The 22,878-nt window shown below is 58.8% G+C and carries 37 protein-coding genes; 3 read left to right on the plus strand and 34 right to left on the minus strand.

Annotated elements, in window-relative coordinates; translation table 11 throughout:
• Window positions 1-15: 15 nt before the first annotated feature.
• Window positions 16-204 carry a hypothetical protein gene (locus NTD84_RS03095; protein WP_262163498.1) on the plus strand — a complete coding sequence of 63 codons (189 nt, stop codon included), beginning with the start codon at window positions 16-18 and terminating at the stop codon, window positions 202-204.
• Between the two features lie 4 nt (window positions 205-208).
• The gene (locus tag NTD84_RS03100) at window positions 209-517 is read left to right on the plus strand and encodes a hypothetical protein (RefSeq protein ID WP_262163500.1); all 309 of its coding nucleotides are present in this window, start codon (window positions 209-211) and stop codon (window positions 515-517) included.
• On the opposite strand, the gene NTD84_RS03105 is transcribed toward NTD84_RS03100, so the two are convergent.
• The 22 genes from NTD84_RS03105 to NTD84_RS03210 form a co-directional block, all read right to left on the minus strand.
• A complete protein-coding gene (locus NTD84_RS03105; protein WP_262163501.1) occupies window positions 507-992 on the minus strand; it encodes a hypothetical protein in 486 nt (161 codons plus the stop codon). The genes NTD84_RS03100 and NTD84_RS03105 overlap by 11 nt on opposite strands.
• Before the next feature lie 184 nt (window positions 993-1,176).
• Window positions 1,177-1,584 carry a hypothetical protein gene (locus NTD84_RS03110; RefSeq protein ID WP_262163503.1) on the minus strand — a complete coding sequence of 136 codons (408 nt, stop codon included), beginning with the start codon at window positions 1,582-1,584 and terminating at the stop codon, window positions 1,177-1,179.
• A 90-nt stretch (window positions 1,585-1,674) separates the two neighbouring features.
• Window positions 1,675-2,100, minus strand: coding sequence for a hypothetical protein (locus NTD84_RS03115; protein ID WP_262163505.1), 426 nt, complete (start codon window positions 2,098-2,100; stop codon window positions 1,675-1,677).
• Between the two features lie 57 nt (window positions 2,101-2,157).
• On the minus strand, window positions 2,158-3,714 hold the full coding sequence (locus NTD84_RS03120) for a phage tail protein (RefSeq protein WP_262163507.1): 1,557 nt from the start codon (window positions 3,712-3,714) through the stop codon (window positions 2,158-2,160).
• A gap of 61 nt (window positions 3,715-3,775) precedes the next feature.
• Window positions 3,776-3,952, minus strand: a complete 177-nt coding sequence (locus NTD84_RS03125) for a hypothetical protein (protein ID WP_262163508.1) — start codon at window positions 3,950-3,952, stop codon at window positions 3,776-3,778.
• An 8-nt stretch (window positions 3,953-3,960) separates the two neighbouring features.
• Window positions 3,961-4,782, minus strand: a complete 822-nt coding sequence (locus tag NTD84_RS03130) for a hypothetical protein (RefSeq protein WP_262163509.1) — start codon at window positions 4,780-4,782, stop codon at window positions 3,961-3,963.
• 1 nt (window position 4,783) lies between these two features.
• Entirely contained in the window at window positions 4,784-5,422 is a 639-nt protein-coding gene (locus NTD84_RS03135) for a hypothetical protein (RefSeq protein ID WP_262163511.1), read from the minus strand.
• A 1-nt stretch (window position 5,423) separates the two neighbouring features.
• Window positions 5,424-5,816, minus strand: a complete 393-nt coding sequence (locus tag NTD84_RS03140; RefSeq protein WP_262163512.1) for a hypothetical protein — start codon at window positions 5,814-5,816, stop codon at window positions 5,424-5,426.
• Window positions 5,817-5,839: 23 nt separating this feature from the next.
• Window positions 5,840-7,222, minus strand: a complete 1,383-nt coding sequence (locus NTD84_RS03145) for an SGNH/GDSL hydrolase family protein (RefSeq protein WP_262163513.1) — start codon at window positions 7,220-7,222, stop codon at window positions 5,840-5,842.
• Complete coding sequence (locus tag NTD84_RS03150; protein WP_262163514.1) at window positions 7,222-7,467, minus strand: hypothetical protein; 246 nt, start codon at window positions 7,465-7,467, stop codon at window positions 7,222-7,224. Before NTD84_RS03150 ends, NTD84_RS03145 begins: the two co-directional genes overlap by 1 nt.
• 17 nt (window positions 7,468-7,484) lie before the next feature.
• Window positions 7,485-7,787: a hypothetical protein gene (locus NTD84_RS03155; protein WP_262163516.1), complete on the minus strand. Its 303-nt coding sequence runs from the start codon at window positions 7,785-7,787 to the stop codon at window positions 7,485-7,487.
• A 54-nt stretch (window positions 7,788-7,841) separates the two neighbouring features.
• Window positions 7,842-8,972: a P22 coat - protein 5 family protein gene (locus NTD84_RS03160; RefSeq protein WP_262163518.1), complete on the minus strand. Its 1,131-nt coding sequence runs from the start codon at window positions 8,970-8,972 to the stop codon at window positions 7,842-7,844.
• A 64-nt stretch (window positions 8,973-9,036) separates the two neighbouring features.
• Window positions 9,037-9,804, minus strand: a complete 768-nt coding sequence (locus NTD84_RS03165; protein ID WP_262163519.1) for a hypothetical protein — start codon at window positions 9,802-9,804, stop codon at window positions 9,037-9,039.
• A gap of 71 nt (window positions 9,805-9,875) precedes the next feature.
• Window positions 9,876-11,279, minus strand: a complete 1,404-nt coding sequence (locus NTD84_RS03170) for a DUF4055 domain-containing protein (protein WP_262163520.1) — start codon at window positions 11,277-11,279, stop codon at window positions 9,876-9,878.
• Between the two features lie 2 nt (window positions 11,280-11,281).
• On the minus strand, window positions 11,282-12,580 hold the full coding sequence (locus tag NTD84_RS03175; RefSeq protein ID WP_262163521.1) for a terminase large subunit: 1,299 nt from the start codon (window positions 12,578-12,580) through the stop codon (window positions 11,282-11,284).
• Window positions 12,567-13,028 (minus strand): DUF2280 domain-containing protein, encoded by a 462-nt coding sequence (locus tag NTD84_RS03180; RefSeq protein WP_262163522.1) that lies wholly within the window; start codon window positions 13,026-13,028, stop codon window positions 12,567-12,569. Before NTD84_RS03180 ends, NTD84_RS03175 begins: the two co-directional genes overlap by 14 nt.
• 31 nt (window positions 13,029-13,059) lie before the next feature.
• Entirely contained in the window at window positions 13,060-13,683 is a 624-nt protein-coding gene (locus NTD84_RS03185; protein ID WP_262163523.1) for a putative metallopeptidase, read from the minus strand.
• Window positions 13,680-14,114: a proteasome subunit beta gene (locus tag NTD84_RS03190; protein ID WP_262163524.1), complete on the minus strand. Its 435-nt coding sequence runs from the start codon at window positions 14,112-14,114 to the stop codon at window positions 13,680-13,682. Before NTD84_RS03190 ends, NTD84_RS03185 begins: the two co-directional genes overlap by 4 nt.
• A complete protein-coding gene (locus NTD84_RS03195) occupies window positions 14,111-14,290 on the minus strand; it encodes a hypothetical protein (protein WP_262163526.1) in 180 nt (59 codons plus the stop codon). Before NTD84_RS03195 ends, NTD84_RS03190 begins: the two co-directional genes overlap by 4 nt.
• A 55-nt stretch (window positions 14,291-14,345) precedes the next feature.
• Window positions 14,346-14,567 (minus strand): hypothetical protein, encoded by a 222-nt coding sequence (locus NTD84_RS03200; RefSeq protein ID WP_262163527.1) that lies wholly within the window; start codon window positions 14,565-14,567, stop codon window positions 14,346-14,348.
• A complete protein-coding gene (locus NTD84_RS03205; protein ID WP_262163529.1) occupies window positions 14,564-14,893 on the minus strand; it encodes a hypothetical protein in 330 nt (109 codons plus the stop codon). Before NTD84_RS03205 ends, NTD84_RS03200 begins: the two co-directional genes overlap by 4 nt.
• On the minus strand, window positions 14,890-15,216 hold the full coding sequence (locus NTD84_RS03210; RefSeq protein WP_262163530.1) for an MFS transporter: 327 nt from the start codon (window positions 15,214-15,216) through the stop codon (window positions 14,890-14,892). The genes NTD84_RS03205 and NTD84_RS03210 overlap by 4 nt, the downstream gene beginning before the upstream one ends.
• Here NTD84_RS03210 and NTD84_RS03215 point away from each other — a divergent pair.
• Window positions 15,215-15,814 carry a hypothetical protein gene (locus NTD84_RS03215; RefSeq protein ID WP_262163531.1) on the plus strand — a complete coding sequence of 200 codons (600 nt, stop codon included), beginning with the start codon at window positions 15,215-15,217 and terminating at the stop codon, window positions 15,812-15,814. The two genes, NTD84_RS03210 and NTD84_RS03215, sit on opposite strands and share 2 nt — an antisense overlap.
• Window positions 15,815-15,837: 23 nt before the next feature.
• Here the strand turns inward: NTD84_RS03215 and NTD84_RS03220 are convergent, their stop codons facing one another.
• The 12 genes from NTD84_RS03220 to NTD84_RS03275 form a co-directional block, all read right to left on the minus strand.
• Complete coding sequence (locus NTD84_RS03220) at window positions 15,838-16,383, minus strand: hypothetical protein (RefSeq protein WP_262163532.1); 546 nt, start codon at window positions 16,381-16,383, stop codon at window positions 15,838-15,840.
• A gap of 13 nt (window positions 16,384-16,396) precedes the next feature.
• Entirely contained in the window at window positions 16,397-17,590 is a 1,194-nt protein-coding gene (locus tag NTD84_RS03225) for an oxidoreductase (RefSeq protein WP_262163533.1), read from the minus strand.
• A complete protein-coding gene (locus tag NTD84_RS03230; RefSeq protein WP_262163534.1) occupies window positions 17,590-18,036 on the minus strand; it encodes a dATP/dGTP diphosphohydrolase domain-containing protein in 447 nt (148 codons plus the stop codon). Before NTD84_RS03230 ends, NTD84_RS03225 begins: the two co-directional genes overlap by 1 nt.
• Entirely contained in the window at window positions 18,033-18,236 is a 204-nt protein-coding gene (locus tag NTD84_RS03235; protein ID WP_262163535.1) for a hypothetical protein, read from the minus strand. Before NTD84_RS03235 ends, NTD84_RS03230 begins: the two co-directional genes overlap by 4 nt.
• A gap of 103 nt (window positions 18,237-18,339) precedes the next feature.
• Complete coding sequence (locus NTD84_RS03240) at window positions 18,340-18,645, minus strand: hypothetical protein (protein WP_262163536.1); 306 nt, start codon at window positions 18,643-18,645, stop codon at window positions 18,340-18,342.
• An 8-nt stretch (window positions 18,646-18,653) separates the two neighbouring features.
• Window positions 18,654-19,235 carry a recombination protein NinG gene (locus NTD84_RS03245; RefSeq protein ID WP_262163537.1) on the minus strand — a complete coding sequence of 194 codons (582 nt, stop codon included), beginning with the start codon at window positions 19,233-19,235 and terminating at the stop codon, window positions 18,654-18,656.
• A complete protein-coding gene (locus NTD84_RS03250) occupies window positions 19,232-19,969 on the minus strand; it encodes a metallophosphoesterase (RefSeq protein WP_262163539.1) in 738 nt (245 codons plus the stop codon). Before NTD84_RS03250 ends, NTD84_RS03245 begins: the two co-directional genes overlap by 4 nt.
• Complete coding sequence (locus tag NTD84_RS03255; RefSeq protein ID WP_262163541.1) at window positions 19,966-20,406, minus strand: recombination protein NinB; 441 nt, start codon at window positions 20,404-20,406, stop codon at window positions 19,966-19,968. Before NTD84_RS03255 ends, NTD84_RS03250 begins: the two co-directional genes overlap by 4 nt.
• On the minus strand, window positions 20,399-20,617 hold the full coding sequence (locus NTD84_RS03260; RefSeq protein ID WP_262163542.1) for a TraR/DksA C4-type zinc finger protein: 219 nt from the start codon (window positions 20,615-20,617) through the stop codon (window positions 20,399-20,401). The genes NTD84_RS03255 and NTD84_RS03260 overlap by 8 nt, the downstream gene beginning before the upstream one ends.
• Window positions 20,610-21,140 (minus strand): hypothetical protein, encoded by a 531-nt coding sequence (locus NTD84_RS03265; protein ID WP_262163544.1) that lies wholly within the window; start codon window positions 21,138-21,140, stop codon window positions 20,610-20,612. Before NTD84_RS03265 ends, NTD84_RS03260 begins: the two co-directional genes overlap by 8 nt.
• 1 nt (window position 21,141) lies before the next feature.
• Complete coding sequence (locus NTD84_RS03270) at window positions 21,142-21,951, minus strand: ATP-binding protein (RefSeq protein WP_262163545.1); 810 nt, start codon at window positions 21,949-21,951, stop codon at window positions 21,142-21,144.
• The gene (locus NTD84_RS03275; RefSeq protein ID WP_262163546.1) at window positions 21,941-22,735 is read right to left on the minus strand and encodes a helix-turn-helix domain-containing protein; all 795 of its coding nucleotides are present in this window, start codon (window positions 22,733-22,735) and stop codon (window positions 21,941-21,943) included. The genes NTD84_RS03270 and NTD84_RS03275 overlap by 11 nt, the downstream gene beginning before the upstream one ends.
• Window positions 22,736-22,878 lie beyond the last annotated feature (143 nt).

Here is a 22,878-nt window from a genome sequence, read left to right on the forward strand (position 1 = left end):
CTGTGGGTGCATCACATGGCAAATGGATTTCGAACATACGAATGGCGCGGCAGACGCATCGCCGAGGTTGGCGAGCCGGTGAGGGCCGCCCTCGGCATCCAGAACGGTCTGTTGCTGTTCACGCTATGCAGCCTTGGGCTGGTCTTCGCCGGCGGCGCGCTTGGCGCCATCGGTTTTGCGCTGTATGCAATCTTCATTCGGTGAACGCATGAAAAAAACACTGATCTTCCTGGCGGTGGCCGCACTATCGTCTGCAGCAATGGCAGCCGAACTGAAGCTGGACGGTGAATATGGCTGCGAGGACCAAGGCACCCAACAGTCGCGCCAGGTGCTGATGCAGAACATCCTGTCCGACAACCCGCACTACGTTGCGCAGCGTGCCGAGATGCGCGAATCGCTGGTCAACCTGTCGACTTACATGTGCAAGCCGCTCGCCGGCCAGTACAAGGTGCTGAAGCGAGAAGGCGTGTACACGCAAGTCAAGACCGAGAACGGCCCGATGTGGGTCACGGAGTAGAGTCGTAGCCCAGCGACTTGTGAATCACTGAGCCGCCGACCAAACCGGAAACGGTGGCCATCCCCAGCACTCGCCGGATGTACTCCTTGTTGCGCAGCACCGCGGGCCCCATCACTGGGCGCGCCGACATCTTTGGCGTTCCGAATTCGTGATAGACCATCTTCTCGTCAGTGGAGCCAATCACCGCCTCAAGCATGTGCGTAGCGTGGCTGATGCTTCTCTGCATATCGCCACTGGCAAGCAGCGGGGCATCGGAGGGGTAGCCCATCTTTGCCTTGTGCTCTTCGGTCGAATCCGCAAGGTCTGCCCACGCCGGGAACGGTCCGATGCCTGACTGGTAATGGCCGATCTCATCCTTGGCTGTCGTCTCAACCCGCACCGCGCACTTCTCAAGCCCTTCATGCAGGCTGGCCAGCAACGCGACTTCCTGGGCGGCCATGTGCAGCGCAAGGCTGCCCAAACTCTTGAATTCCATGGTCAATCCTTCTTGTCGAACTGCATGCTGGACCAGTTCCAGACTCCGGCGCCCTCGAACTCGGAAAACATGATTGAGAAGGCCATTCGCTCGTAATCAGCCAGAAGCCCGCAGTCAAAAATCCGATCGAAAGGAACCCCGTTCTTCACCAGCCAGCAGCGGCTGCGAAAATCGGGGTCCTCTGTCAGTTTTTTGCGGCGACCTGCTCAGCGCTAAGCGCCTGGGCAGCGGATTCAGCCTCTTGCTTTTCTTGAGCGGCCTTGTATTCAGCCATCATGTGGTTCTCGATGGCTTCCATACCTTCAACGCCCAGCTCGGCCAGCACTGCATCGACCTGTTTGAGGGTCTGAGGCAGGCCAAAACCAACGTCATCGATGTAGACCACTGAAGCGGCGGGCAGCGCAAAGGCGCCCATGTAGACCTGGTTCGACGCCAGATCACCTCCCACAGCCATCACGATTCGTGACTTCTGCAGCGGGTCGAGGTTGCGCAATTGGATAGTGCGGCCACGGCTGTCCTGAATCGAAACAAACTTCGGCTTCTGGTCAACATGAACAGGTGCAGCGGATTCGGTAACGTTTACGGTAGCCATTGGTACTTCCTCTGGTCAGCGAGTCGTCAAAGGTGCATGGCGTGCGGGGTGACGAGTCCCGCGCCCTGCCGGGCTGCCATGCATAACGGGTTAAACCTTGATCCGACGGCGAGCGGTGAAGGACATGGACTGGTGAATCGTCTTGTCGCCCTCCTTCTTACCGGCATCCTCAAGCTTCAGAATCACGTTCGTGTAGCGCCAGGTGGTCACGCCGCCGCCGACTTCCTGAATGGTTTCGGTGATGGTTGCCGGGTTCTGGTTGACGCCGTTGTAGTAGTCGCTTTCGAACTGCGCCCACCAATCGTCGAGGGTCGAATCGACGCGCTCAGCTTCAAAGGTGCCGGTCCAGCCTTTCGGGATCATCAGCTCGTCGGTCTGGCCGTTGAGCGGGGTGATTTCCTGGTTGGTCACCTTCGGCTTGGAGTCGAAGTTCATCAGCTTGCTGAGCCGGATTGGCCCGTTCGGGGTGTTGATGTCGATCGAGACATCCTTACCCGTGTTGTATCCACCTTGCATGGCGTTCTCCAAATGAAAAACCCGGCGCTAAACCGGGCTGGACGGTGGTTTGAGCGCTTAGGTGCGCGGGGTGGCGGATGCAACGATCGAGACAGACTGGCCGGCTTCGAGGTTGACGAGGAAGTAGCGGATTACCGACAGGTACTTGACCTGCACGTCGGCCTGCATGTAGCCCAGGGCAACGCGTGCGTCAGGGTTGTTGGCTGCGTCGATCTGCACCGAGAACGCAGGGCCGCCGTTGGCGTCACCAATCATGCCTTGGAGACGCAATGTCTCGAGGAAGCTTTCCATCGTTGACTTCGTTTCTCGGCGAACATCAGGCGTTTGAAGTCGCCCGATAGTCCCGCCGAACGAGGCGGCAATGGTCAGCGAGATGAAGTTGGTCATCCGGGTGTAGTTGTCGCCGTTCACCGCCGAGTTGCTGGAGCAGTTCAGGCCAGAACGATGGCCGAAGTAACTGCCGCCCGGGCACGGGTTGGTGATGACGTCCAGACGCGCAGCGTTGATCGCGCCGATCTCGGCAATGCTGTACGGTTGCTGTGCCAGGTTGCGCTGAGTCGACACCGCGTTGGTGATCGCTTTGTTCAGGGCGTTCTGGTGCGGAGCGAGCGAGGCAATCTTGGCAGCGGAGAAGGTAGCCGGCGCAATCATGCGCTGCTGACCGTTCACCTGATCCTGCCAGTAGACCCAATCGCCCGACAGCACTTTCAGCGCGTAGCTGTCACAGCCCGCAGTGGTCAGCGCGGTGGCGACGGTGGTGTACGAAGCACCTGCAACGCCTTGGGTAACCATGTAGCAACCTTCGGACAAGCCGTAGGTCAGCATGGTTGGCCACTGGGTACTGTCGGTGACATCCACCAGGTTGGCGACTTGGGCACCGGTGCCGCGCAGCGAGTACATGCCCTTGCGAGCCGATCCGATGACGCCGTCAACACCCACCAGAACCGCATCGGTCAGCGTGGTGTTGCCAGAGGTGCCGGTCGTGAAGGCGATGGTCTGGGTCAGCGCAACAGGGGCCAGCGCAGTAGAGCCAACGGCGGCCACCACCAGCTGCGAAGGTCCACGGACGCCGGATTGACCGTTGTTGACCGCACTGACAATGTTCTGCCACAGCGCCAGGCCGGAGCCTGTGATGTTGTCGAACACTTCAGGTGATACGCCAGGCAACGAGATTGTCAGTTTCCAACTCGATGCAGCCGAGCCAGTGGCCAGGGTCGCGCTGAGCGAGTTGCCCAGGGTGCCAGTGTAGAACGCGGTCAGGGTTGCGCCGGTTGCAGCCGCCGTATCCTTCAGGGTGCCGGTCGCTGCGGTATCAGTGCCATCGGTGACCCGAACGGCGCGGATGTTCGAGGCGCCGCCCTGGATCGACACAGCGATCGCGGTGCACAGGTCGTACTTGCGCACGGTCTGGGTGCCGAACTTCTGCGAGGCATCACCCGGCGAGCCGATCAAGGTCGCGCTGTTCACCGGGCCCCAGTCAGCAATGCCGACGATGCCCAGGATGTCAGTGGCCACGCCGTTGATGAAACGGGTCTTCGGCGGAACGATTTGAATGTAAAGGTCCGGGGCCTGAAGTGCCGCCGTGTTCAAGCTGCCTGCCGGGTAAATGGGCATGGCGTCCTCCTAATGAAAAAGCCGCCTCAGTGGGCGGCTTCTTGTGTGTGGGTTTCGCTTGTTAGGCGTTGGCGACTTTCAGGACCTTACCGTCGCAGTCACCGGCCAGGACGGCAGCAACTTCAGCGGCATCGGAGATTTCTTGGCCGACTTGGTAGTCAGCGAAGGCAAACTTTACGACCAGCTTGTACGGTGCCGACTTGGTCTTTACGGACGGGACGTCTGGGGTATCGCTCATGGTGGGCCTCAAGGGTTTCGAATGATTTCAGGAAGCCCGGTCTGGGCGTTGTCGATTTCCAGCACCGGCGCAATGGCCTCGGCCGCTTGCATCGTTTGCGTTGTTGCGTAATCGATGATGTAGAACAGATCGATCCGGTACAGGTCGGCTTTCTGGAGCTGATCGGTCATCAACTGGCCGTTGCCGGTGATCACACCGAACGAGCCGTCAATGAACGAGATGTTGTTGTTGTCTGACAGCGCGGAGTCGAGCGGGCTTGCCACTGCATCACGCGCCTGCGGGCTGTTGCCCCATACGGTTATCTGCACCGGCTGTTCCTGGCGCTTCGTCTCCTTGTAGGCAGTACCGAAGCCGCCGACCCTGGCAAAGACTCCATGGGCACCTGTGAGCGTGATGACCGGGCCAGCGCTAGAGGCGCCGGGGATCATCGAGGCTAACGCGGTGGCCGCAGTCGTTAGCGTGTCTGACTGCTGAACGGCGTACACGTAGCTGAAGCCGTTCAGGTTGATCAGGATGTTCTGGGGCGAGATAGTGCCCGACAGCGTCACAACAGACGCTGCCACCGTCATCACCAGCGTGTGCACCGGCGCCGTCAGTGGAGTCCACGTCCGGCCCAGGTATCTGGTAGTTTTGCGATCCTTGCCGTGCGGGAAGATGCTGATGTGGGCCCAGCCATTGGAAAGATCCGTCTCAAGCTGGTTCGGCACAGGCCAGCCCGGGTAAACCCTCAGCGGGATGCCGGCAACACTCGGCTGGCCTGTGCCGCTTGGATAGACCACCGCGGCGACCTGGGCGGCGACCTGCTTCAGTACGTCGGTAAGGCTCGCCATATCACACCTGCGCCTGCATTGCGGTGATGCGCCAGCCCATATCGGTCAGTTCAGCGCTCGAGATCACGTATTTACGTCCCAATTCGCACCTAATTACGTCGCTGGTGCGCAGGATGATGCCCGGGTAAGCCGGCATGAGGATCGCCCACCACGGTGTTTTCACGTCCAATGGCAGCTTGACGTCGTTTGTCTCACCTTTGGTCCCCTGCACAATGCTGGAGGGCCAGCCATCCATCAGGACAACTTCAGTCGCCCGGGTACCGCCTGAGTAGGAGCCAAGTCCAATGCTTTGGTCCTGCACATCGCGGCGAACGCTCACGGTGCGATTCGTCTGCACGCAGTAGATCGGCAGCGTGTCCTGCATGGCGGCGATGAAGAACGTCCCCTGCCGGCCCACCAGGTAGTCACCGACGACGAACTGGCGTGCATCGAACAGGCCCAACCACGTCGCCTCGCCGTATTTGTTCGGGGCGCTGTACGTGAACTTGGTAGTGAAAGATGCAGGCAGCGTCTGCAATGCGGTTGACGACAGCGGGTTACTGGCGCTTGTAGCGCGAAATTGCTGATAGTCGAAGCCAATCCGCTTGGCTGCCTGTCCATAACCTTTGTAAATCTTGTCCTGAAGCTTTGTACCGTCCATATCAGCCCCTTACCAAGCTGATTCCGCCCGTGCCGAGCGATGGTCCAGGCTCGACGCCAATAAAGGCACACATCTCACGGCGCCACATCCGGTAAAGCTTGTTCCGGTCGGCGACTTCGTTCTTGTTGTGCACCCAAACAGCGGCTTGATCGGTATCTAGGTTATCAGTGGACGACAGCAGATCAGTTTCCAGGCCGGAAAGTGTGGTGATGAACGTCACCACCCGCGCCTCTTCTTCTGGCCGAAGGGTAGCGAGACGGTAATTCAGTGCCTGCCATGTAATCGGCGCCACCTGGCCCCAAGCGAGGTCGTTATCCTTGCTGAGCGCCACATCGCCTCGCATTGGGTAGCCGGCAAACCGCCGAACATCAGAGAGCTGCAGATCGGTAAGCATGTTTCAGCCCTCTTTCAGTTCGGTTATAGGCCAAGCGCGGCCGTGTAGGCAGGGAGCGCGTATCCGGCCACAGTGGCGTATCCCGCCGCTGTTGGGTGAGTGCCGTCGAGGACTTCGTATCCCGACCAAGTGGCCGTTTCGATCCAGATGACGTTCGGGTTGGCTTTGGCATCCACTACCGCCTTGAGCGCGGCGTTGGCCGGGATGGACAGGGTCGAGGAGCCATCAGTCGAAGGCAAAATTCCACGACAAAGCACCTTTCCATAACCCTTGGCCAGCAGCTTGTCGATGCACAGCCCGTAGTCGGCCTGCTCCGTCGCGTCAATGCCATCGGCGGCGTTGTTGCCGCCCAGCGCAAGAATGGCCGCGTCCGTTGAGTTGACCGTCCGCAGTGGCAGCACGGCGTCGAGCATGGTCTTGCCTGCGCCTACCGTTAGGCCGCTGATCCCGTTCGTGCTGCCAACAAACCCCATGGCCGCTGCAACACGCATCGTTTCGGTATCGGACGAAGTCGCCCCAGGGCCAGAGCCATAGGTGATCGAGTCGCCATATTGATCCAAGCGCCGGCGGGTGCCTATATCCAGAAACGTCGAGTCGACCGCCACGGCAAAGGATCCGCCGTTTTTGAAGTTACCGTCATCCCACACGTTATAGGTCGAGGTCGAACCATCGCACGGGATGATGAGTGCGCGCGGCGGAGCGCCGGCTTCATCTGCCACGGCGTAGAAGATCGGAGCGGCACCGTTCTTGCTGACGCCGACCTTTCGGTTACCGTTAAGGGTCAGCACAAGCTTGGTGAAGGCGCCCTTGATCTTGACCGAGCCCACGTTGGAGCCGTATGTCTCGCCTTTCGGCGCCTGAAGTGCGGGCGTATACGTGGCGCTGTTGGCCAGTGCTGCTGCGCTGTACAAGCCGATCGATGAATCTGCGCCGACTTGAATTTTGTTGGACAGTGTCGCCAACGCTGGGGGCTGGCCAGTGACGGCGAGCACGTTGCCGGATGACGCAATGTACGGCGCATCCCCCATCGCCTCGACCCAGCGCACTTCGACGAATCGAGTCGCATGAGGAAGGCCAGTAAACAGGGTGTAAAGCGAGGCCACGTTAGGCGCAGCAGAGAATGCGCCGCCATCGATCGCTACTTCCATCGACCCAGGGTTATCGCCAAAGTCACTTGGGTTTGTCAGTTTCGCCTCGGTCCCGGTGATCCAGCCAGACCACAGAGTCAGTGCGCCGCGGGCATAGATGCGGGCGGCGTTCTTGGCGGTGCTGACGGAGCCGGTAAAGCCGGGTGACACCTGGGCGGCTGTAAAGTTGACCGTTGTAGGCGCCGGCAAGGCGACAGATCCGCCGACGGTGCCAACGCCCTTGACCCCGCGCCAGATACTTGCGCCCAGGCCGATCATCAGTACATCGCCACGATGCTGGTGGCAGTCGTGCCGGCCGACATGACCTTTTTAGCGCGAATTGGCAAGATCTGCCCGGCCGATACCGCCACGAACACGACCGAGGTAGCGCCATCTTCAGGCACAACCGCAACGTTGCCAGCGGCACCGATATAGAGAGAACGAGGCAAAGGAGAGAGAACAGTAGTGTCGCTCGGGGTTACAGCGTATGCGGAAGACGCTGGACTGTCGGCGGTTCTGGACATCATAGCGATCCTTCTGGTTAGGCTTCTTTCCAGCCCATGCGCTTGTGGTCGGCGAGTGCAGTCGGATGTACGTCCAGGGTCTCGCCGCCCTTGATGACCGTGATCAAGTGGGAGTTGTCCACCACTTCATCGACAGGCTTCTTGGAAGCGTCAGCCTTGTTCAAAGCCTCAGCATCCAGTGCCTCTTGCGCCTTGGTGGTGTATGCAGCCTGCTCTTCAGCAGACAGCTGATTGAATTCTTCGGCCTTCAGGCCGCTCAGTTCAACGGCCTTTTCCAGCAGGGCCTTTGCTATTTTTTGCTCTTTAGTCAAACCAGCCATGATTCACTTCCTCTTGAGTAGCCGGGGGCCGAAGCCCCCAACTAGGTACAGGCCTTAGCCCATGACGACCGCAACATGTTCGCCCTGAACGACTTTGAAGCCGTAGGCGATGTGCAGCTGCCAGGTGGTCATGCCGTAACCAGCGATTTGCAGCAGGAGGTAAGTCATGCCGAATTTGTCGCTGATCATGGTCTGGGTGATGATCGGGTTAGCCGGGATGATCGGTGCGCGCATCACGCCCACAACAGCCGAGCGCTCGAACGCGAGGTTCGGCACGTAGTTGTTGCCGATGGTCATGGCGTTAGCGGTCGGGATCACGATCTGAGCGCCAGGGCGACCCAGAGTGATGGTGCCCGGAGCTGCTACGCCAGTGTTCACGACGTACTTGTTGCCAGTGTCGGCAGCGAAGGTCACTACGTCACCAGCCAGCACGGTGCCGGAACCAGTCACCAGTGCAACGCTCGGTACGTCGATACCGGTCGAGCCGGAGGTGACGTAAGCGGTGCCGGTGCCTTTGGTGTGCGCGGTGATACCGGCAGACTCGCGGATCGAGAAGCCGAACTGACGCAGCAGATCGCCAGAGCGACGCTCTTGGTCGTTACCAGCCTGGTACGCCTGCTGGATGATGCCGAGCTTGCGGGCAGAGGTGCCAGCGCTCGAATCGATGCAGAGCTGCAGGTCAGCCATCGGTGCGCCGTTGTCGAACAGCACCTTGCGCACGTCAGGGATGATGTTGATATCCGAGGCGAACGGGTTAGTGCCCGCGGTGCCGACTGCGCGGGTGGCGCCGACCTTGATCGCGGTGCAGGCGGCGACTTCAGCCTTGTTACGCAGAGCACGCATGCCCTGGGCAATCATCTGGCGCACCCACTCTTTGTCAGAGCCGGCGTTTTCCAGCGACTTGATCTGCTCGCCGGTCAGGTTCCAGTCGACGTAGTCAGTGTTGGTGATCTGAACGGACACGCCATCAGCGGTCGCGTCGTCGCCGGTTGGCATCGCCATCGACGGGGTGAAGGATTTGACGGCGCGGATCGGTGCGACCGGGACCTTGACCGCGTCGCCAACGGCAACGCCTTTGTCATCAAAGTCAGCGGTGATCGCAGAGATCACGCCAAACGGTTCGTTCGAAACTTCCTGAGCGGCGCTGTACAGAACCGGCTGGAGAGCGGTGAAGATGTTGGCCATGTGGCGGTTTCCTTAAGACAATAAAAAACCCGCACATGGCGGGCCGGGGATTGGGTTGTGTGAATCAGCCTTTGATGGTGACGCCGCTATCCATCGCTGCAGCCCGCTGCTTGGCAGGGAGCGCATCGAAATCAGCCTGAGTCATCACTTTCGAGCCACTACCGCCACCATGGCCCGCGCCGCCACCGTTGCCGGAAGCGGGGAACCAGTGGGGACGGGAGTCTTTCATTTCCGCAAACCACTCCTTGAGCGTCAGCGGTTTGCCGTCTTTGCCGTACTTGCCCTCGCGAGCGATGGGGTTGCCATCGTCGTCCAGTTCAAAGTCACGGGCAGCGGCGAGCATCGCGTCTTCCATGGCGTACTTGTGCACGCCAGCCTCGGATGCAGCTCCTACCACTTCTCCCTTCAGCACGCGGGAGGCGAACTTCTCGGTGCGGCTCGATGCATGGGTTGCAGCGTCTTGTGCGGCCTTCAGGTCTTTTTCGAAACCAGCCTTCATGCGGTCAGCACGCTTGGCCAGAACCGTGTCGATGTCGCCCTTGGCAATCAGTTGGGCTTCCTCGTCGTTCGCAAACTTAGAGAGAATCCCACGTACTGCTTCAGGGTCGATGCCATCAAAGGTCTTGAGCTTGTCGCTCGTCTCTTTGAACTTGCCCAGCAGCTCGGAGTTTTTGGTCTTCAGGCCGGTTACAGCCTCACCAACGCGAGCGTCGATGATCGCCTGAAGCTCTGGAGTGATTTCCGGGCCTGACCCGCCACCACCACCGCCATTACCACCTTCACCGCCGTTCTCTTCCGCCATCAGCGGATACCATCTGCCGAAAATAAACATCTGCTAACCCCTTGGGTTTGTTGGCCGCCTAGCGGCAGTAAAAAGCCCCGTCATTGACAAGGCCGTGTGAATCATTTTTCAGTCAGCGTCGCAACCTGCGCCTTAGGCTGGGCTGCGATCTTGTCCTTCTCCTCCTCCCACTTCCTGTCGCCAGACACCACGTTGCGGCGCTGGAATTCAGTGAAGAGGGTTTCATCGGAGAGCTTGCCGGCCACTGCCATGTTGAGCAGGAGGGGCAAGGTAGTTTCTGGGGCAAAGTCGATGTCGAAGTTGCCATTGACCTCAACGTGGCCACCTTCTGGTACGCCTGACAACTCAGCAAAGAACTGAAGTAACTGATCAAGCGAGTCCTCAAGGTTGCCGGCCATGGTCTGGAGCGGGCTCATTTCCTGAGCAGCTTCGTCTTCCGCCTGCGTTGCGGTCTTGACTGCCTGCTTGTCGCGCTGGAGCAGCTTGGCCCCGGCAACACGCATCTGGTCTTCGAGGTCTTGCAGAGAGGTGCGGCCAGCATCGATCGACTTCCCAGTGTGCTCGACCCACTTCATGTCGCAGTCTTTCGGCAACCTAGTGGCAGAGCCAGCACCTACAACGATGACCTCGGTTTCATCGAGGCCGATCACCGCAAGCATCGGCACCCGAGCAATATGAAGGATGTTGTCCTGATCGCTTTGAGACTGCCAATGCTTGACATTAAGGTGAGCAAGTTCCAGCAACGGCGGCTTAGCCGTCATGTACCCGGTGCGGTCGGTGTAGAGCGTGCTCAGCGGGATATGCGAGAGAGACGTGCTGCCCTGGTCGTGCATCACCCAAGCCTTCGCTCCATTTGAGTCGATCTGTTCGCGGTAAGTCGCCCATGCACCAGGCACTAGCACGCGAATCTGAGTAACGCACTTTGCGCCAAACAGGCCGTCGTCCTCCTCAACCGACTCGATGTAACGAAACTGCGTCAAGACGTGTTCGCCGCCTTCGTTGGTCGCGCGCCAGCCGAGCACCTGTTGCGGGCGGATCATGATGGCGTACGGGCGAGCCTTCACGGCTTGAGCATCAGCCTGGGTCACCAGTTGCTCAGTGTCTCCACTCGGCTTGATGTTTGGGTATTCAGCCAGGGCATGGCACAGACCGTGCGACAGCGCTTGACTGAAGTAGGACTTGGCCCAGACCTGGAGGTTGTTCCCTTGGCGGTCGAAGTCCTCTGTGAGGTCCTGAATCGGCACAGGAACGTCCTTGCCCAGAACGATTGGCTCGGCGAAGACACGGCCGGTGCTGTTCTTAACCGTCTCGCTGTACGCGGGAAACAGCGTCGAGAGCTTCAAGCGGTCTTGATAGGTCTTGCCCTCCTCCTTTGGCCACTTCGGCAGCAACGCCTCGCCAGCCTCGCGCATCGCCCTGGTGCCACCCATCAAAGGATCGACGATGGCCCAGTCTTCGCGCATAGCTTCCACTGCCGGCAGCGTTTTACTCGGGTCATCACTCATAATCACATTCTCAGAGGTTCGCTGGTGGCGGTGCGTTTGACGATCGGGAATTCTTTGTGGATGAAGTAACCGCCCGCGTCGTTCGGGTGGTCCTTGCCCTGGGTCTTATCCGGCTCGCCATTCGGCCCCCATACCTGCTGCTCAAGCGAGTCAGCGTATTGTGGGCAGGTGAATGGGTTGACCCGGTACCGGCGCTCGCCGGCCGCATTACAGAACATGGCGTTCATGGCGTTGATGCGGTCCTTCACCGGCGGGTTGGCCGATGGCGCGATGACCACGAACCCAGCCTGCTTTAGGATCGCGATGTCCGTTTCGCTAGCGTTTACCGACTTACGGGAGTCGCCAGAGGCGTCCGGGTAGATCCGGATCTCGCAGGTCTTCACGAACTTGTCACCGTCGTGGCGCCAGTACTTTTCCTTGATGCGACGCACCATGTCCGGCGTGTCGTAGCCATCCATCAGTTCATCCACCGCCCGCGGCATACCGTTGTCGCGTTTGACGTGGGTGATCGCCGCCATCTTGCCAACGTTGAAGTCCATGCCGATGAACAGCTGCTCGCCGGGCTGAACGGTGTCGAAGCACTCGTTCAGCTTGCGGTCGTAGGTGTGGTAGATCGATCCGGACGTCAGGTTGACGAACTGGCCTCTGAGGTAGGCCTGAATCAGTTGTTCCGGATATGACTCCAGCAGCGACTCGATGTAGTCGTCCGGCAGATTCAGTTCGTTGTCGAACGTGCTGGCCTGCACCAGACCGTACATCTCATTCAGAGCTGGCTTGTCGCGCAGCTGCTTCACGAACTGGAGATAGACGAACTTGAAACCCTCAGGGGTCGTCGTTACGTCCACGCCGTTCTTCAGCCCTGGCAGGTTATAACGCATCCGGGCAATGATCTTGCGCCAAGCCTGCTGAGCCTTGATCGACGTCAGCACGTCCAGCTCATCCACTAGGGCATGGCCGATCTTGAAACCGACGATCGTCTGCGGCTTCTCCATCGACCGACAAATCACAGTGCCCCGGTACTGCCGGCCGCTGTAGATGTGAACCTCATGGTTCGCCTGATTGATCTTGGTCTTCAGCCCCCAGTCAAACGCCACCTCATCCATGGTCGGATAGAAGATGTCTCGGATCTGCGGGTAAGTCGGTGCGAAGTACCCAGCGTTGACGCCAGGCCACTCCATGAAGTGCTTGCTCAGCGCCGAGCATCCGACCCAAGTCTTCCCTGAGCCGAACCCTGCAACGAATGCGCGGAACTTGTGTGGCAGCGTTAGGAAGTGAGCCTGCGGAACGTTAAGGCTCGGCATTGGGCTTCCTCGCATCGATTACATCGACCTGGATGCGGGTCGGGATTGCTGGCTCGTCGTCTGGCTCGTCTCTACGGTGCCGGTTGACGTACATGTCGCCGGCTTCTTTAGCGGCCTGCTCCAGCAACTGAGCAGTTAACGCCATGTTCTTCATGCTCTCGGCCTTCTCGGCCATACGCCCAAGTGTGCGCAGTCGGTAGGCACGGTTGGCGATTGGAATGTCTCCAGTCTCTTCCCGGAATCGCTTGCGGGCATCGCGGAACATGGTTGCCCACTTATCGCCGAGCGCTTTGCCAGCAGCCTTGGTCGGGTCATGTGATTCGCATTGCTGGCGGGTGACAACCACGTTGAATTCTTTTAAGACGGCCTCTACCACCTGTGAGGGCGTGTCAAAGCACGCCAATGCCTGAACAATGAAGGCTTTCACCTCACTTCTAAGAGCTGCCATAGGTGATCATCCGTCTAAGCCTGTCTAAAAATCAGGCCGACTTGAGCAGACAGGTTCCGCAGGCCCTTGCAATGTTCAATTTCCCCACCTCAGCAGGTTTGTTTGCAGCATCCACCAACACCTGAACGTCTTCGCTCGCACCGTAGCGGCGAACCACTCCGACGAACTCTTCAACGTCGTGGCCGCGCATCTCAAGCTTGGGTAGGCCTTCTTGGGTGAACTTAGGAGCGCCGTATCCATCCTTCGCCTGGGCGATGTGGTAGCACTCATGCTCAACCAGGGCACAGAAGTCGATATCCGAACACTCGGCGCAGTAGTCGGCGGCAAGCGTGATGATGAAGGTCGGCAGTCGGCCAAACCAATCGAACATCTGCTGCTCCATCCGGGCTTTCTGCCAGCCACCTGCGCGGAACGCTACCTGCTCGGCTTGACCGAGGACGAATCGACCTTGCTTACCGAACCCTGACGAGGCCCAGAGGAAGCAGATATCAGCATCGATCAGGTGTGCGTGATCCTCGTTGTGCATCTCCCCGTCAATGGAGAACACCTGAGCCTTGAGCCACTCAAGTACTTCCTGCGCCGGGGTAAGCCTCAGGCCGAGCTCAGCGAACTCCGAAAGCTCAAGGATCGACGCAGGAGGCATTGGGCGCTTCACAACTCAACCTTCACGGTAAGCGTTCTGATCTTGCCGCCAGTGCAGCTGTCACGCTTCATGGCCATCTCTACGGCTTGGTAGGCAGATGCGCCCATGTCCATTGCGGTGAGGGCGTGACTTGAACCGGAGCCGATCGCATAAGGCCGCTCCATTAGGATTGGCGTCTTACACAGTCCTTCGGTCACGTCGTAGGCGGCATAGCAAAGTGATTCGCCATCGAACACAAGCGCGGACGCCTCAACAGCAACGGTGAATGTCTCGCCGAACCAAGCGCCAATCAGCTTGTTGTAGTCGCAGAGGTAACCGCACAGCGCGAAACTGATGCCGTCACGCTCAACGAACTTTTCATAGTCGTCGTAGGTGATGGTCGTGCCATTGGTGATTCTCGCATCGCAAGCGATGATCCCGTCCTTGTAGGCGATCGTGGTCATTGGCTCGCCTCGTCAGCAGGGATGATCTCGCGGTACCGGGTCGCCTTCCGCCCTTGGGCCTCAAGCTTTTCGGTGTCGGCCTCCATACCAATCAGGTAGGCAAAGGTATGCACCGCTACCACGTACAGGCGGAACCACCATGGGTGATAGGCGGTCAGGAATACTTTCCGGGCCATATCGTCACCATGGATGTAGAGAGTGGCGCCCGCACGAAGCCAGGCACCCTTTGGTTTAAACGGTAGGCTTGTCGGCGGACAGCTCTGGCTGCTTGATGATGCGGGAGATGATCACCGCCAGGCCGAGGAAGGAGTTCACCGCAGTGAACACGCCATCAGGCAGCACACCTTGGAAGGCGGGCCAGTAAGTCGCGACAAGGTTCAGCGCCACCAGCAGCGCGGACAGTTGAACGCTGTACATCTTCCAGAGCTGCTGCCATTGGGGAATCAGGTTCATGTCTTGTCCGCCTCTTTGGTGTTGTTCAGGCATTGCTCGCAGTGCAGGTATCGGCATAGCCAGCCCTTAACGATGGGCCAGTGGTTGGCGACGAACCAGTGTCTCAGTCCAGCCAATGCGAGAGCTCCGTGAAAGGTGACGCCGGCAACCGTCGGCGTGATGTACACGGCCTCGGCACGGGTGACGATGGCAAAGCCTGAAATGGCGATCGTGATGTAAATGACTTTCCCGACGATGCCGTCACTCACTTGTCTGGCCAGCACGCACCAAAGCGCATGCAGCGCAACAATGGCGATGAACGTGGTGCTCAGGGTTTGAGTGCTCATGGATTTCCTCCGCCGAACCGCTGGCGAATGAACGCCCATAGGTCGGCAGCCTTGATGGCCCGGGTAACTGCGGCGATAAGCGATCCGCCAAACGTACCAAGCAGGAATCCGACACCAGCAACACTGCGCGGCTCGACCACTCCGAAGTAGGAGCTGACCAAGCCAGTTAGGTAATGGGCGCAGACCGCACCCGAGAAAATGAAGATCGCCCAGGCCTTTCGGTCTACCAGGTCCTCTCTGTGCCAGAAGCTTGCGGCGATTGCGCCGAGTAGCCCTGCAAATGCCCAGCTGAGCCAATCGACCAAGCGATGAATGAATTCCATGCGCTCGACCTCTCAGTTGCATGTGTGGAATAAAAGGGCCGTCAGGTGGCGGCCAAACCGCTGGAGAGCGGGAAAATGGATGCGAGGGCTGGATTTGAACCAACTAGCCCCTGTGGCTAAAGCCACGACTTGCATAAGTTCGACGCCGATGGCAATTCGCACATCTGACATCGCATTTTTCTATCTCTCTGGCTATTGTCTCGATCGACAAACAGCGCCGGAAGACATCGCCAATTTCATATTTCTTTTCGACGCCCGGACGATGATCGAATTCGAGAACAATCGGGTCTTGCTCACCACAATCCACGCATGGATTTTCCAAAAGGTATGCCAGAACGAACTCCTTGGCCGCGGCCTTCGCCTTTTCCTTTCCCAAGATAGCCCTGGCTATGTATATGCTTTTGTTGGCCTGATAGTGTCTCTTTGCCGCTTCCGCCTGATCTTTCTTACATGCGTACGGCATTCTCACCACCTTATGAGCCTGACGAGCTACCGGGCTGCTCTACCACGCAAATTCTGGGCAATAAAAAACCCGACGCAGTGGCCGGGTTTTGTATTGTCATTCTTTAACACGCAAGAAGGACAAGATAGTGATTAATCTATGCCAGTCTGCCACTTTCGTCAAGCGGCAATATCACCAATTAGGCCCTCTGCATCTAAAATGCCCTGAGCCTCGGCCAAAGCCGCATCAACCATACTCTTCAGCTCCTTGCAGATGGCCGACTTCCAGCGGTATTGGGTGCGCTCAGCGGTCGGCTCGTCGAGCCAATTGTCCATGCAGTACCACCCGGACGGCAGGACGTTGGTCGAGCGCTTGCCTTCCTGCCCTGGCAGCTTCGGCATTGCCCAGGTGACGACCGCTGCATGACGGAACCGCTCAGGCGCTGGTGACTTGATGGCCTTGGCGATAGTCACGATCGCGTCGTGCTTGCGTTGGGCGTGCGTGGAGTACTGGGCCAGCAGTGCGAGCCAGTGCGCCGCAGCAAGGCTCTTGCGCAGCCGGCTGAAGACCATGCAGTCGACGAGGAATGCCGCCTCTTTCCCGACGATCTCCCCCTTCTGCTTGGCGCACTGGACCTTCGGCTCGAAGTCACACCCCCCGGCCGAGTTGATGGTTTCGGCGGCGAGAGCGCGCACGACTGCTGATACGACGTTTCTGTAGGTCATGTCCAACTCCCCCTTAAACCGAATACACAGTACGACGTTTCGAGGCTTCAGCACCTGGTACGGCTTTGGCGATGATGTCCTTGACCTCTTCGGCGCTGATGGTGATGCGACCCTTCTCGCCGTATGTTTTTGAGCGAAGCACCGCGGTGAGGCAAGCACGGGACCGCCAGCCACCGTCATGAGCATACTTGTCGCCCGGGGCGAGCTGGTTCCATGACTCGACCGTCACGCCGGCTGATTCCTTCGACTGCATGCGATGGTGGATATGGCCGATGTCGATGTAGCGGTAGGTCGACTCGCCCCAGTCCACGGAGAAGTCGGTGGCCATCACATCAATGAGGCGATCCGGCTTGCACTTGTCGCTGTGGTGGCACATGACGAAGGTGTTACCCATGCGGTACGGGATGAACACGCTGGAGTTGTCGAGGACGTGGAGGCGCGGGTTATCCTGATAAACGTGATTCAGGAATATCCGCATCCACACGTCATTCGATCGAGAGTGGTTGCCCTGATTGACGATCACGTCCACAAACTGGAACTTAGCCAGAGCCTTGTCGACGATCGACCGCATGATCCGCGCGCAGACCTCGATCATCTTCGGGTAACGGCTATCGAAATCGAAATCGTGGCCGGATTCACTCTTGGCGGTGAAGTCCTGGTAGTGCGACATGTCCCCCAGATCCTGAATCACGCAGCGCTCGCAGCTCGGCGCCCGGTCAATCAGCTTGTGCATGGCGACGATCAATTCGCGCTCGGCAATCTTCAAGTCGAAGTTGTGGCCGACCTCATGGGAGTGGGCGAGCATTCCGACATGGGCATCCCCGATTTGAAACCAGGGGATGATGTCGGTATCTAGCACCTCAATAGGCCCTGTAATTTCAGGCAGAGGGTTAACATCCTCCATGAAGGCATTGGCAAAGGCTTCGTTGATGGCCCGCTGACGCTCGGCATCGACATCGGTCTTCACCCACTGGAGTACAGGCGCCTTCACCCCCTCCTTGTACAGACTTGACGTCCCTTTCAGACGGAACCCGTCCGGCACGATGTGAACCATGTCGTGCTCTGGGCTCCAGCCCTTACGCACCAATGTGGCCTTGCGCCGCTCGATGCTGCGCACATTCATGTCGAAGTGCCGGGCGGTTTCGGCCACGCTCATGGTCTTGAGCGCTTCCAGTACCTGCTCGTCGGTGACTTTACGTTCAGCCATTACTGAGCCCCTTCGATTGTGTAGTGCGTCGGGGATTTGTCTTCGTGTACGGCCTTTAGGCGCGCCACATGAGGCGTAAGCGAATTGATCAGCGCACGGTAGCCACCCGGGGCTTGGCGGTCGTCATTGAGCTTGCCAGCAGCCTCTGCGTCGACAATGATTGCAAGGCAGGCGAGCGCGTGGGCTAGGTGAGGAAGTCCACTGTCGGGGTCGGAAGCCTCACCTTCGAACCATGCATTCAGATGGCGACTCGCTGCATCGTAGTAGATCGAGGCACGAATGCCTGTCTCGCGAAAGTTCGAACGCCCGTACTTAAGCATGCCATCCAGCAAGCCAAGGCTGCCCAGCGCAGTGGCAGTTGCCGGCCAGAGGTGCATGGGGATTTTCCCGCAGCCAATGAGATCCTTGGGGTTCGACTGTTTCATCTCTGGATGGTATTCGCTCATGCTGCCTTCCCCTGTGTCGATTCAAAGTGATTGATGCATGCCGCCTTGGCGCTTTTCTCGCTCTCTCCTGAGTACAAAATTTTCGAGGCTGGCGTTGGCGTGCGGGCAATAAAGGCGTTTCCGTTCTGCATCCGGTACCGACTCACCAGATAGCCTTCGACGCTTGATAGGCAGTTGTTGCTGATGCCTTTCCAGTTCATGTCCGCATACCCCGCGCAATTCGATCCCGGCGAATCAACCGGCGGCACACCTCAAGGCAGCCACCGCTGAGGAACAACATGAATCCGAAGTACAAGTGAATGATCATGGCTTCACCTTCAGGGTGTGAAACGCGATGGTGCGCATGTCGTCGAGGTGCTTCTGCATGGCTGCCGACTGCCCGACGCTGCCCTGCTCTTGCGAAGGCCGGATACCGATGCGCCAAAGTTCATCCAGTAACTGCTGAGCATCGGCCGGCATCAGCTTCATGAACGGATCGGCAACCTCCCCGTCTGGCAGCTCCACCATCAAAACTGGTTGAGCTACCGCGAATCCGCCGGCTCGGGACTCAACCCCGGCCCGCAACTCGATGAGCAGGCTCCACGGATGGCGGTCGGCGGTGATGCGCATTGTTCCGTTCATGCTGCAGCCCTCTTCAGTTCACGGGTTTTGGCGCGGTATTCGGCGGTGATGGCTTTCAGATCTTCGATGGCGTAGCGCTTGGCCTCATGCGGGCCTTCCAGCCACTCGACCAGCTCGGCGCCGATGCGCTTCACCAGCTCGATGCGGTAGTTCACGATGTCGCCGGACTTGTGCGTATTGCAGGGCGAGCACTGGCGATGGCAGTTCAGCGGCTCGAAGCGAAGCGCGGGATTACTCCCGACGGTGCGGTAATGTCCGGCGTCGTACTTACCCTGGTGGTGCCGGCCGCAGCTGATGCATGGCAGCTTGGCGTCACGCTCGCGCACCCAAGCGTTGAAAGCGGTCTGGGCGTCCTTCATGTGCTCGGCACGAGTCTTGATCTTCTCTTTGGCCGCTATGAGTTCCTTGCGGCCTACATCGGCAAGGGCCTTGCGCGCCTTGTCAGCGTTAACGTCCTTGGTTGCCAGCCCACAGGCAGGGCTGCAGACCTTCTGACCAAGGCGCTGCGGACTGAATAAGGCCCTGCACTCTCCGTTGATGCAGGTCTTTTGGCGCGGTTGTTTGGCTGGTAGGCTCATGCGCGCGCCTCCCAATCCCAATGGAGTTTCGGATTCGGTTGCGGGGTGCACTCCAGCGTCGTGAGATTCACCAGCGTGAAGTGGCCGTCCATCCACCCGGCAGTGTCGATGTGATAGACGTTGCCGAGGACCGCTGGCTGACGCAGAGGCGTATGGCCGACGATTACGGCGCGCACCCCAGTGACACCACCGTGGTTTTCATCAGTGATGCGCTTGCGCGACCACTGGAGCATCGCGGCAGTGTGCTCAGCTTCCGCAACTGGACCACCAAGCGCTTTCAGCATCTCTTCCCAGCTACCACGCGGCACATCGGCGTGAACGATCCCAATGAGGCCCTGCGTTGTCTCTACCTCGATCACCAGGGGCAAGTCTTCGAGGATGCTCGCGTAGCAGTCTTGCTCAACACTGGAAAGGCCGTAGAACCATGCTCCGCCGTTGATGAAGTGCATCCCGCATTGATCGCTGGCGCGCCCGGCAGTGTGCGAATCAATGGTCATCTGCTCATGATTGCCACGGACCGCATGAAACCAAGGCTTACGCAGAATCCACTCATCGACATCGATCGATTCCGGACCGCGGTCAACCAGATCGCCGACGCTGAACAACCGGTCAACGGCGGGATCAAATCCAATCGCATCTAGTGCCGCCTGCAGCCGGGTGAAATGGCCGTGGATGTCGCCAACCGCGAAATCCCGGCCAGCAGTGTTTGCGGCGAATCGCTTCACTTGACTCATGCAGCCCTCCTCTCGCCGTAGATGGCGTACATCAGATCGTCGGGATGCGGGAGTAACAGATGCAGGTGCTCGGCGCAGTAGGCGTCCAGCAACTCCAGATACTGGGTCATCTCGGCGATGGTGAACTTGCGGGTCTTGGCTCGGCCGACGCGGTACTTCGTTCCGTCCGGAAGCTGGACCGGATGAACCTCGGCTGGCCACAGCTTCGATACCAGGATCTCGTGCCACTCTTCAGAACTGGCGAGCTGGCCGAAGGATTCGCGCAGGTGGGTCTGGATCAGACCGTTCCACATCCACAGCATTTTGTTCTGCGCGTCACTGCGCTTGCTGCGGACCTCGACGATAGTCAGCTTGCGGGGTTTGGTCAGGTCCAATGCAGTCAGGTAGCCGATCAGGCGAGTTCGGTCGGACTCGTTGCGGAGCATGAGGTCAGCCACGGCGAACACCTCCCTTCACCAGCGCCACCCGCTCAGCACAACCCACGCACAGCTTCACGCCCTTGACCGCATTGCGACGGCCTTCCGGGATCTCCTCAGAGCACTCTTCGCACTCTTTGGCGCTGATGCCGGTGTAACGGGGGATCTGGGCAATGGACCGATTCAGGGACTCTTCGATTGCCTCGTCGGCAAGATCGGCGATATCAACCATTGGTAGCCTCCTTGCTCAGTGCTGACAGGATGTCGTGTAGATAACCTGTCGCCACGCTTGGCTGTTTACCTGCGGAATCGCACAGTTTCTTGACGAAAGCGGTAGCTTTTTTCAGGCGCTCGGCATCCTTGCGAAGCTCAACGGCCAAGCCCTCAAGCTCGCTGGCGTCATCATCCATCTCGGCGCCTAAGGCTTCGCCGAGGCTGCCAATGTCGCAAGCAGCCGCCAGGAGCATCCGTTTGTGCGATTCGAGATCTTTAAACAGGGCCAAGACGCCTTCACGCGCCGCAACCATGAACTTGGCGAAGTCAGCTGTGCATGCCTCGACATATATTGGCCCGTCGTAGTCGTAATCCTCCCCTTCCAGACGGAATGGCTTGCCGTAGACGGAGTAAAAACCAGTCGCCTCGCCGCCAAGCGATTCGCCTGATGGGCCGTTGAAGAACGGGTCGGTGTTGCTGTCCCAATCCAGATCAGCCGGGAACGCCTCTGCCAGACGTTTCAATTCACTGTGGTCAGCCATGTCAAAAGCCCTCCTTGCCGCGTTGTGATTCCCAGTCGAATTTCACCGCGATGCCGCCACCTTCGCGCAGGCGATCGACACAGCGTTCACCCAACGCGCCGGGCAACTCTTCGGCCTTCAGGTTTGAAACGATGATGGTCGGGCGCTGCTGCTCGTAGCGGCCGTTGATGATGGTGAACAAGGTGGCCAGCTCGAAGTCGCTCGGCTTTTCCTTCGTGGCACCGATTTCATCGAGGATCAGAAGCGAAGGTCGAATCATGCTGGCGAAAATCTGGCTTTCACTCTGCTCGCTGGTGTTGTCGTAAGTGCCGCGAATCGCCTGGAGCAAACCGCCCACGGTGCGATACACAGCCGTGGCGTTGGAGACGCTCATGATTTGGTTGGCAATCGACACGGCAAGATGGGTCTTGCCGGTACCGGGCTTGCCCAGCAGCAAAAGGCAGCGGCCAGTCTCGAAGATCTCAGGGAACACGTCGGCGTACTTGCGACAGATACGAAGAGCTTCCTTCTGCTCTGGCGTGGCGGCCTTGTACGCATCGAACGTCTTGCCTGTGAAACGCTTCGGGATCAGTGCCGCCCCGAGTTTTTCGGCCATCCTGAGACGAGACTCAAGCGCCTCCTGCGCCTGCTTACGGGCCGCCTCCTCCTCGTTACGCATGCGGCTGCACTCAGGGCACCCAGTCTTGAACTCCTTGCCGAAGATCACGTTGATCTTTTGGCTGAACGGCCCGTGGTCTTCGCACATCGCTGGCTGGGCGTGAGGCTCGACGACAGCGACCGAAGACATTGCGACAACGTTTTCAGAACGCATAGGTGCCATCCTCCCGCTTGGTCAGGCCAGCGGAGTAGTCGCGATCATCGAAGCCGGTATGGCGCGATTGAGTTGGGAATGGGTGGACATTGCTGGCGGTCTTGTCCGGGAATATTCCGGTCCAGCCGTTGGCAATCGAATTCGATAAAACGTCATCAGGAGTTGCATGGCGCGCCAACAACTTCGCCTGTTGCTCGCAGCTTTTGGCGGTCAATGGCTTGCGGATTTCCTTGCGATGTTGGCACCAGTCCGCCCACGCTTTTTCGCTGACATTGATCGGGCGAGCAGTCAGAGGATCGAACTTTCCAACCTTCGCCGGAGCGTTAGCGACCTGCTCTTTCGGTTTAGTAATGGTTAATTGATGGTTAGATGATGGATTGGGTGCAGCTGGTGCACCCCGTTCTGTCGTGAGCTGCACCCCGTCGTGTTCTGAGCTGCACCCCGTTGTGTCGTCATTTGCACCCCGTTCCTTACCGGGTGCAGGAGGTGCACCCCGTTCAATGCAGAGGTCGTAGACAACTGGGCGACGATCATGACGGTCGATATACGCAGCGGCGATGGACTGGTTGCCCAGTTGAATCGCCCCCACTTCAAGCAGGTGGTCGAGCTTGTAACGGACTGTGCGAACAGAGAGCCCGGAATCTTCGCTGAGGCTTTGGGCGGATGGGAAGGCACCCTTCCCGTTCTTGTCGGCGTAGTTGGCCAGGCACAGCAGAACGTAACGCGCAGTCGCGTCGACAATATCGTTCTGCTCAAGCGCCCAACTCATGGATTGAACGCTCACTTCACACCTCGCGAAGTGGACTTATTCAGGCCCTGTACTTTTGATTTTGAGTCGGACATAATCAGCTCCAGAACGTTGTAAAAAGCGCAACTGAAGAAACCACCTGGCCGGGTGGTTTTTTTTCGCCTGCTGGTTGGGTTTTG

The organism is Pseudomonas sp. 14P_8.1_Bac3 (assembly GCF_025466085.1).
Taxonomy (GTDB): Bacteria; Pseudomonadota; Gammaproteobacteria; order Pseudomonadales; family Pseudomonadaceae; genus Aquipseudomonas.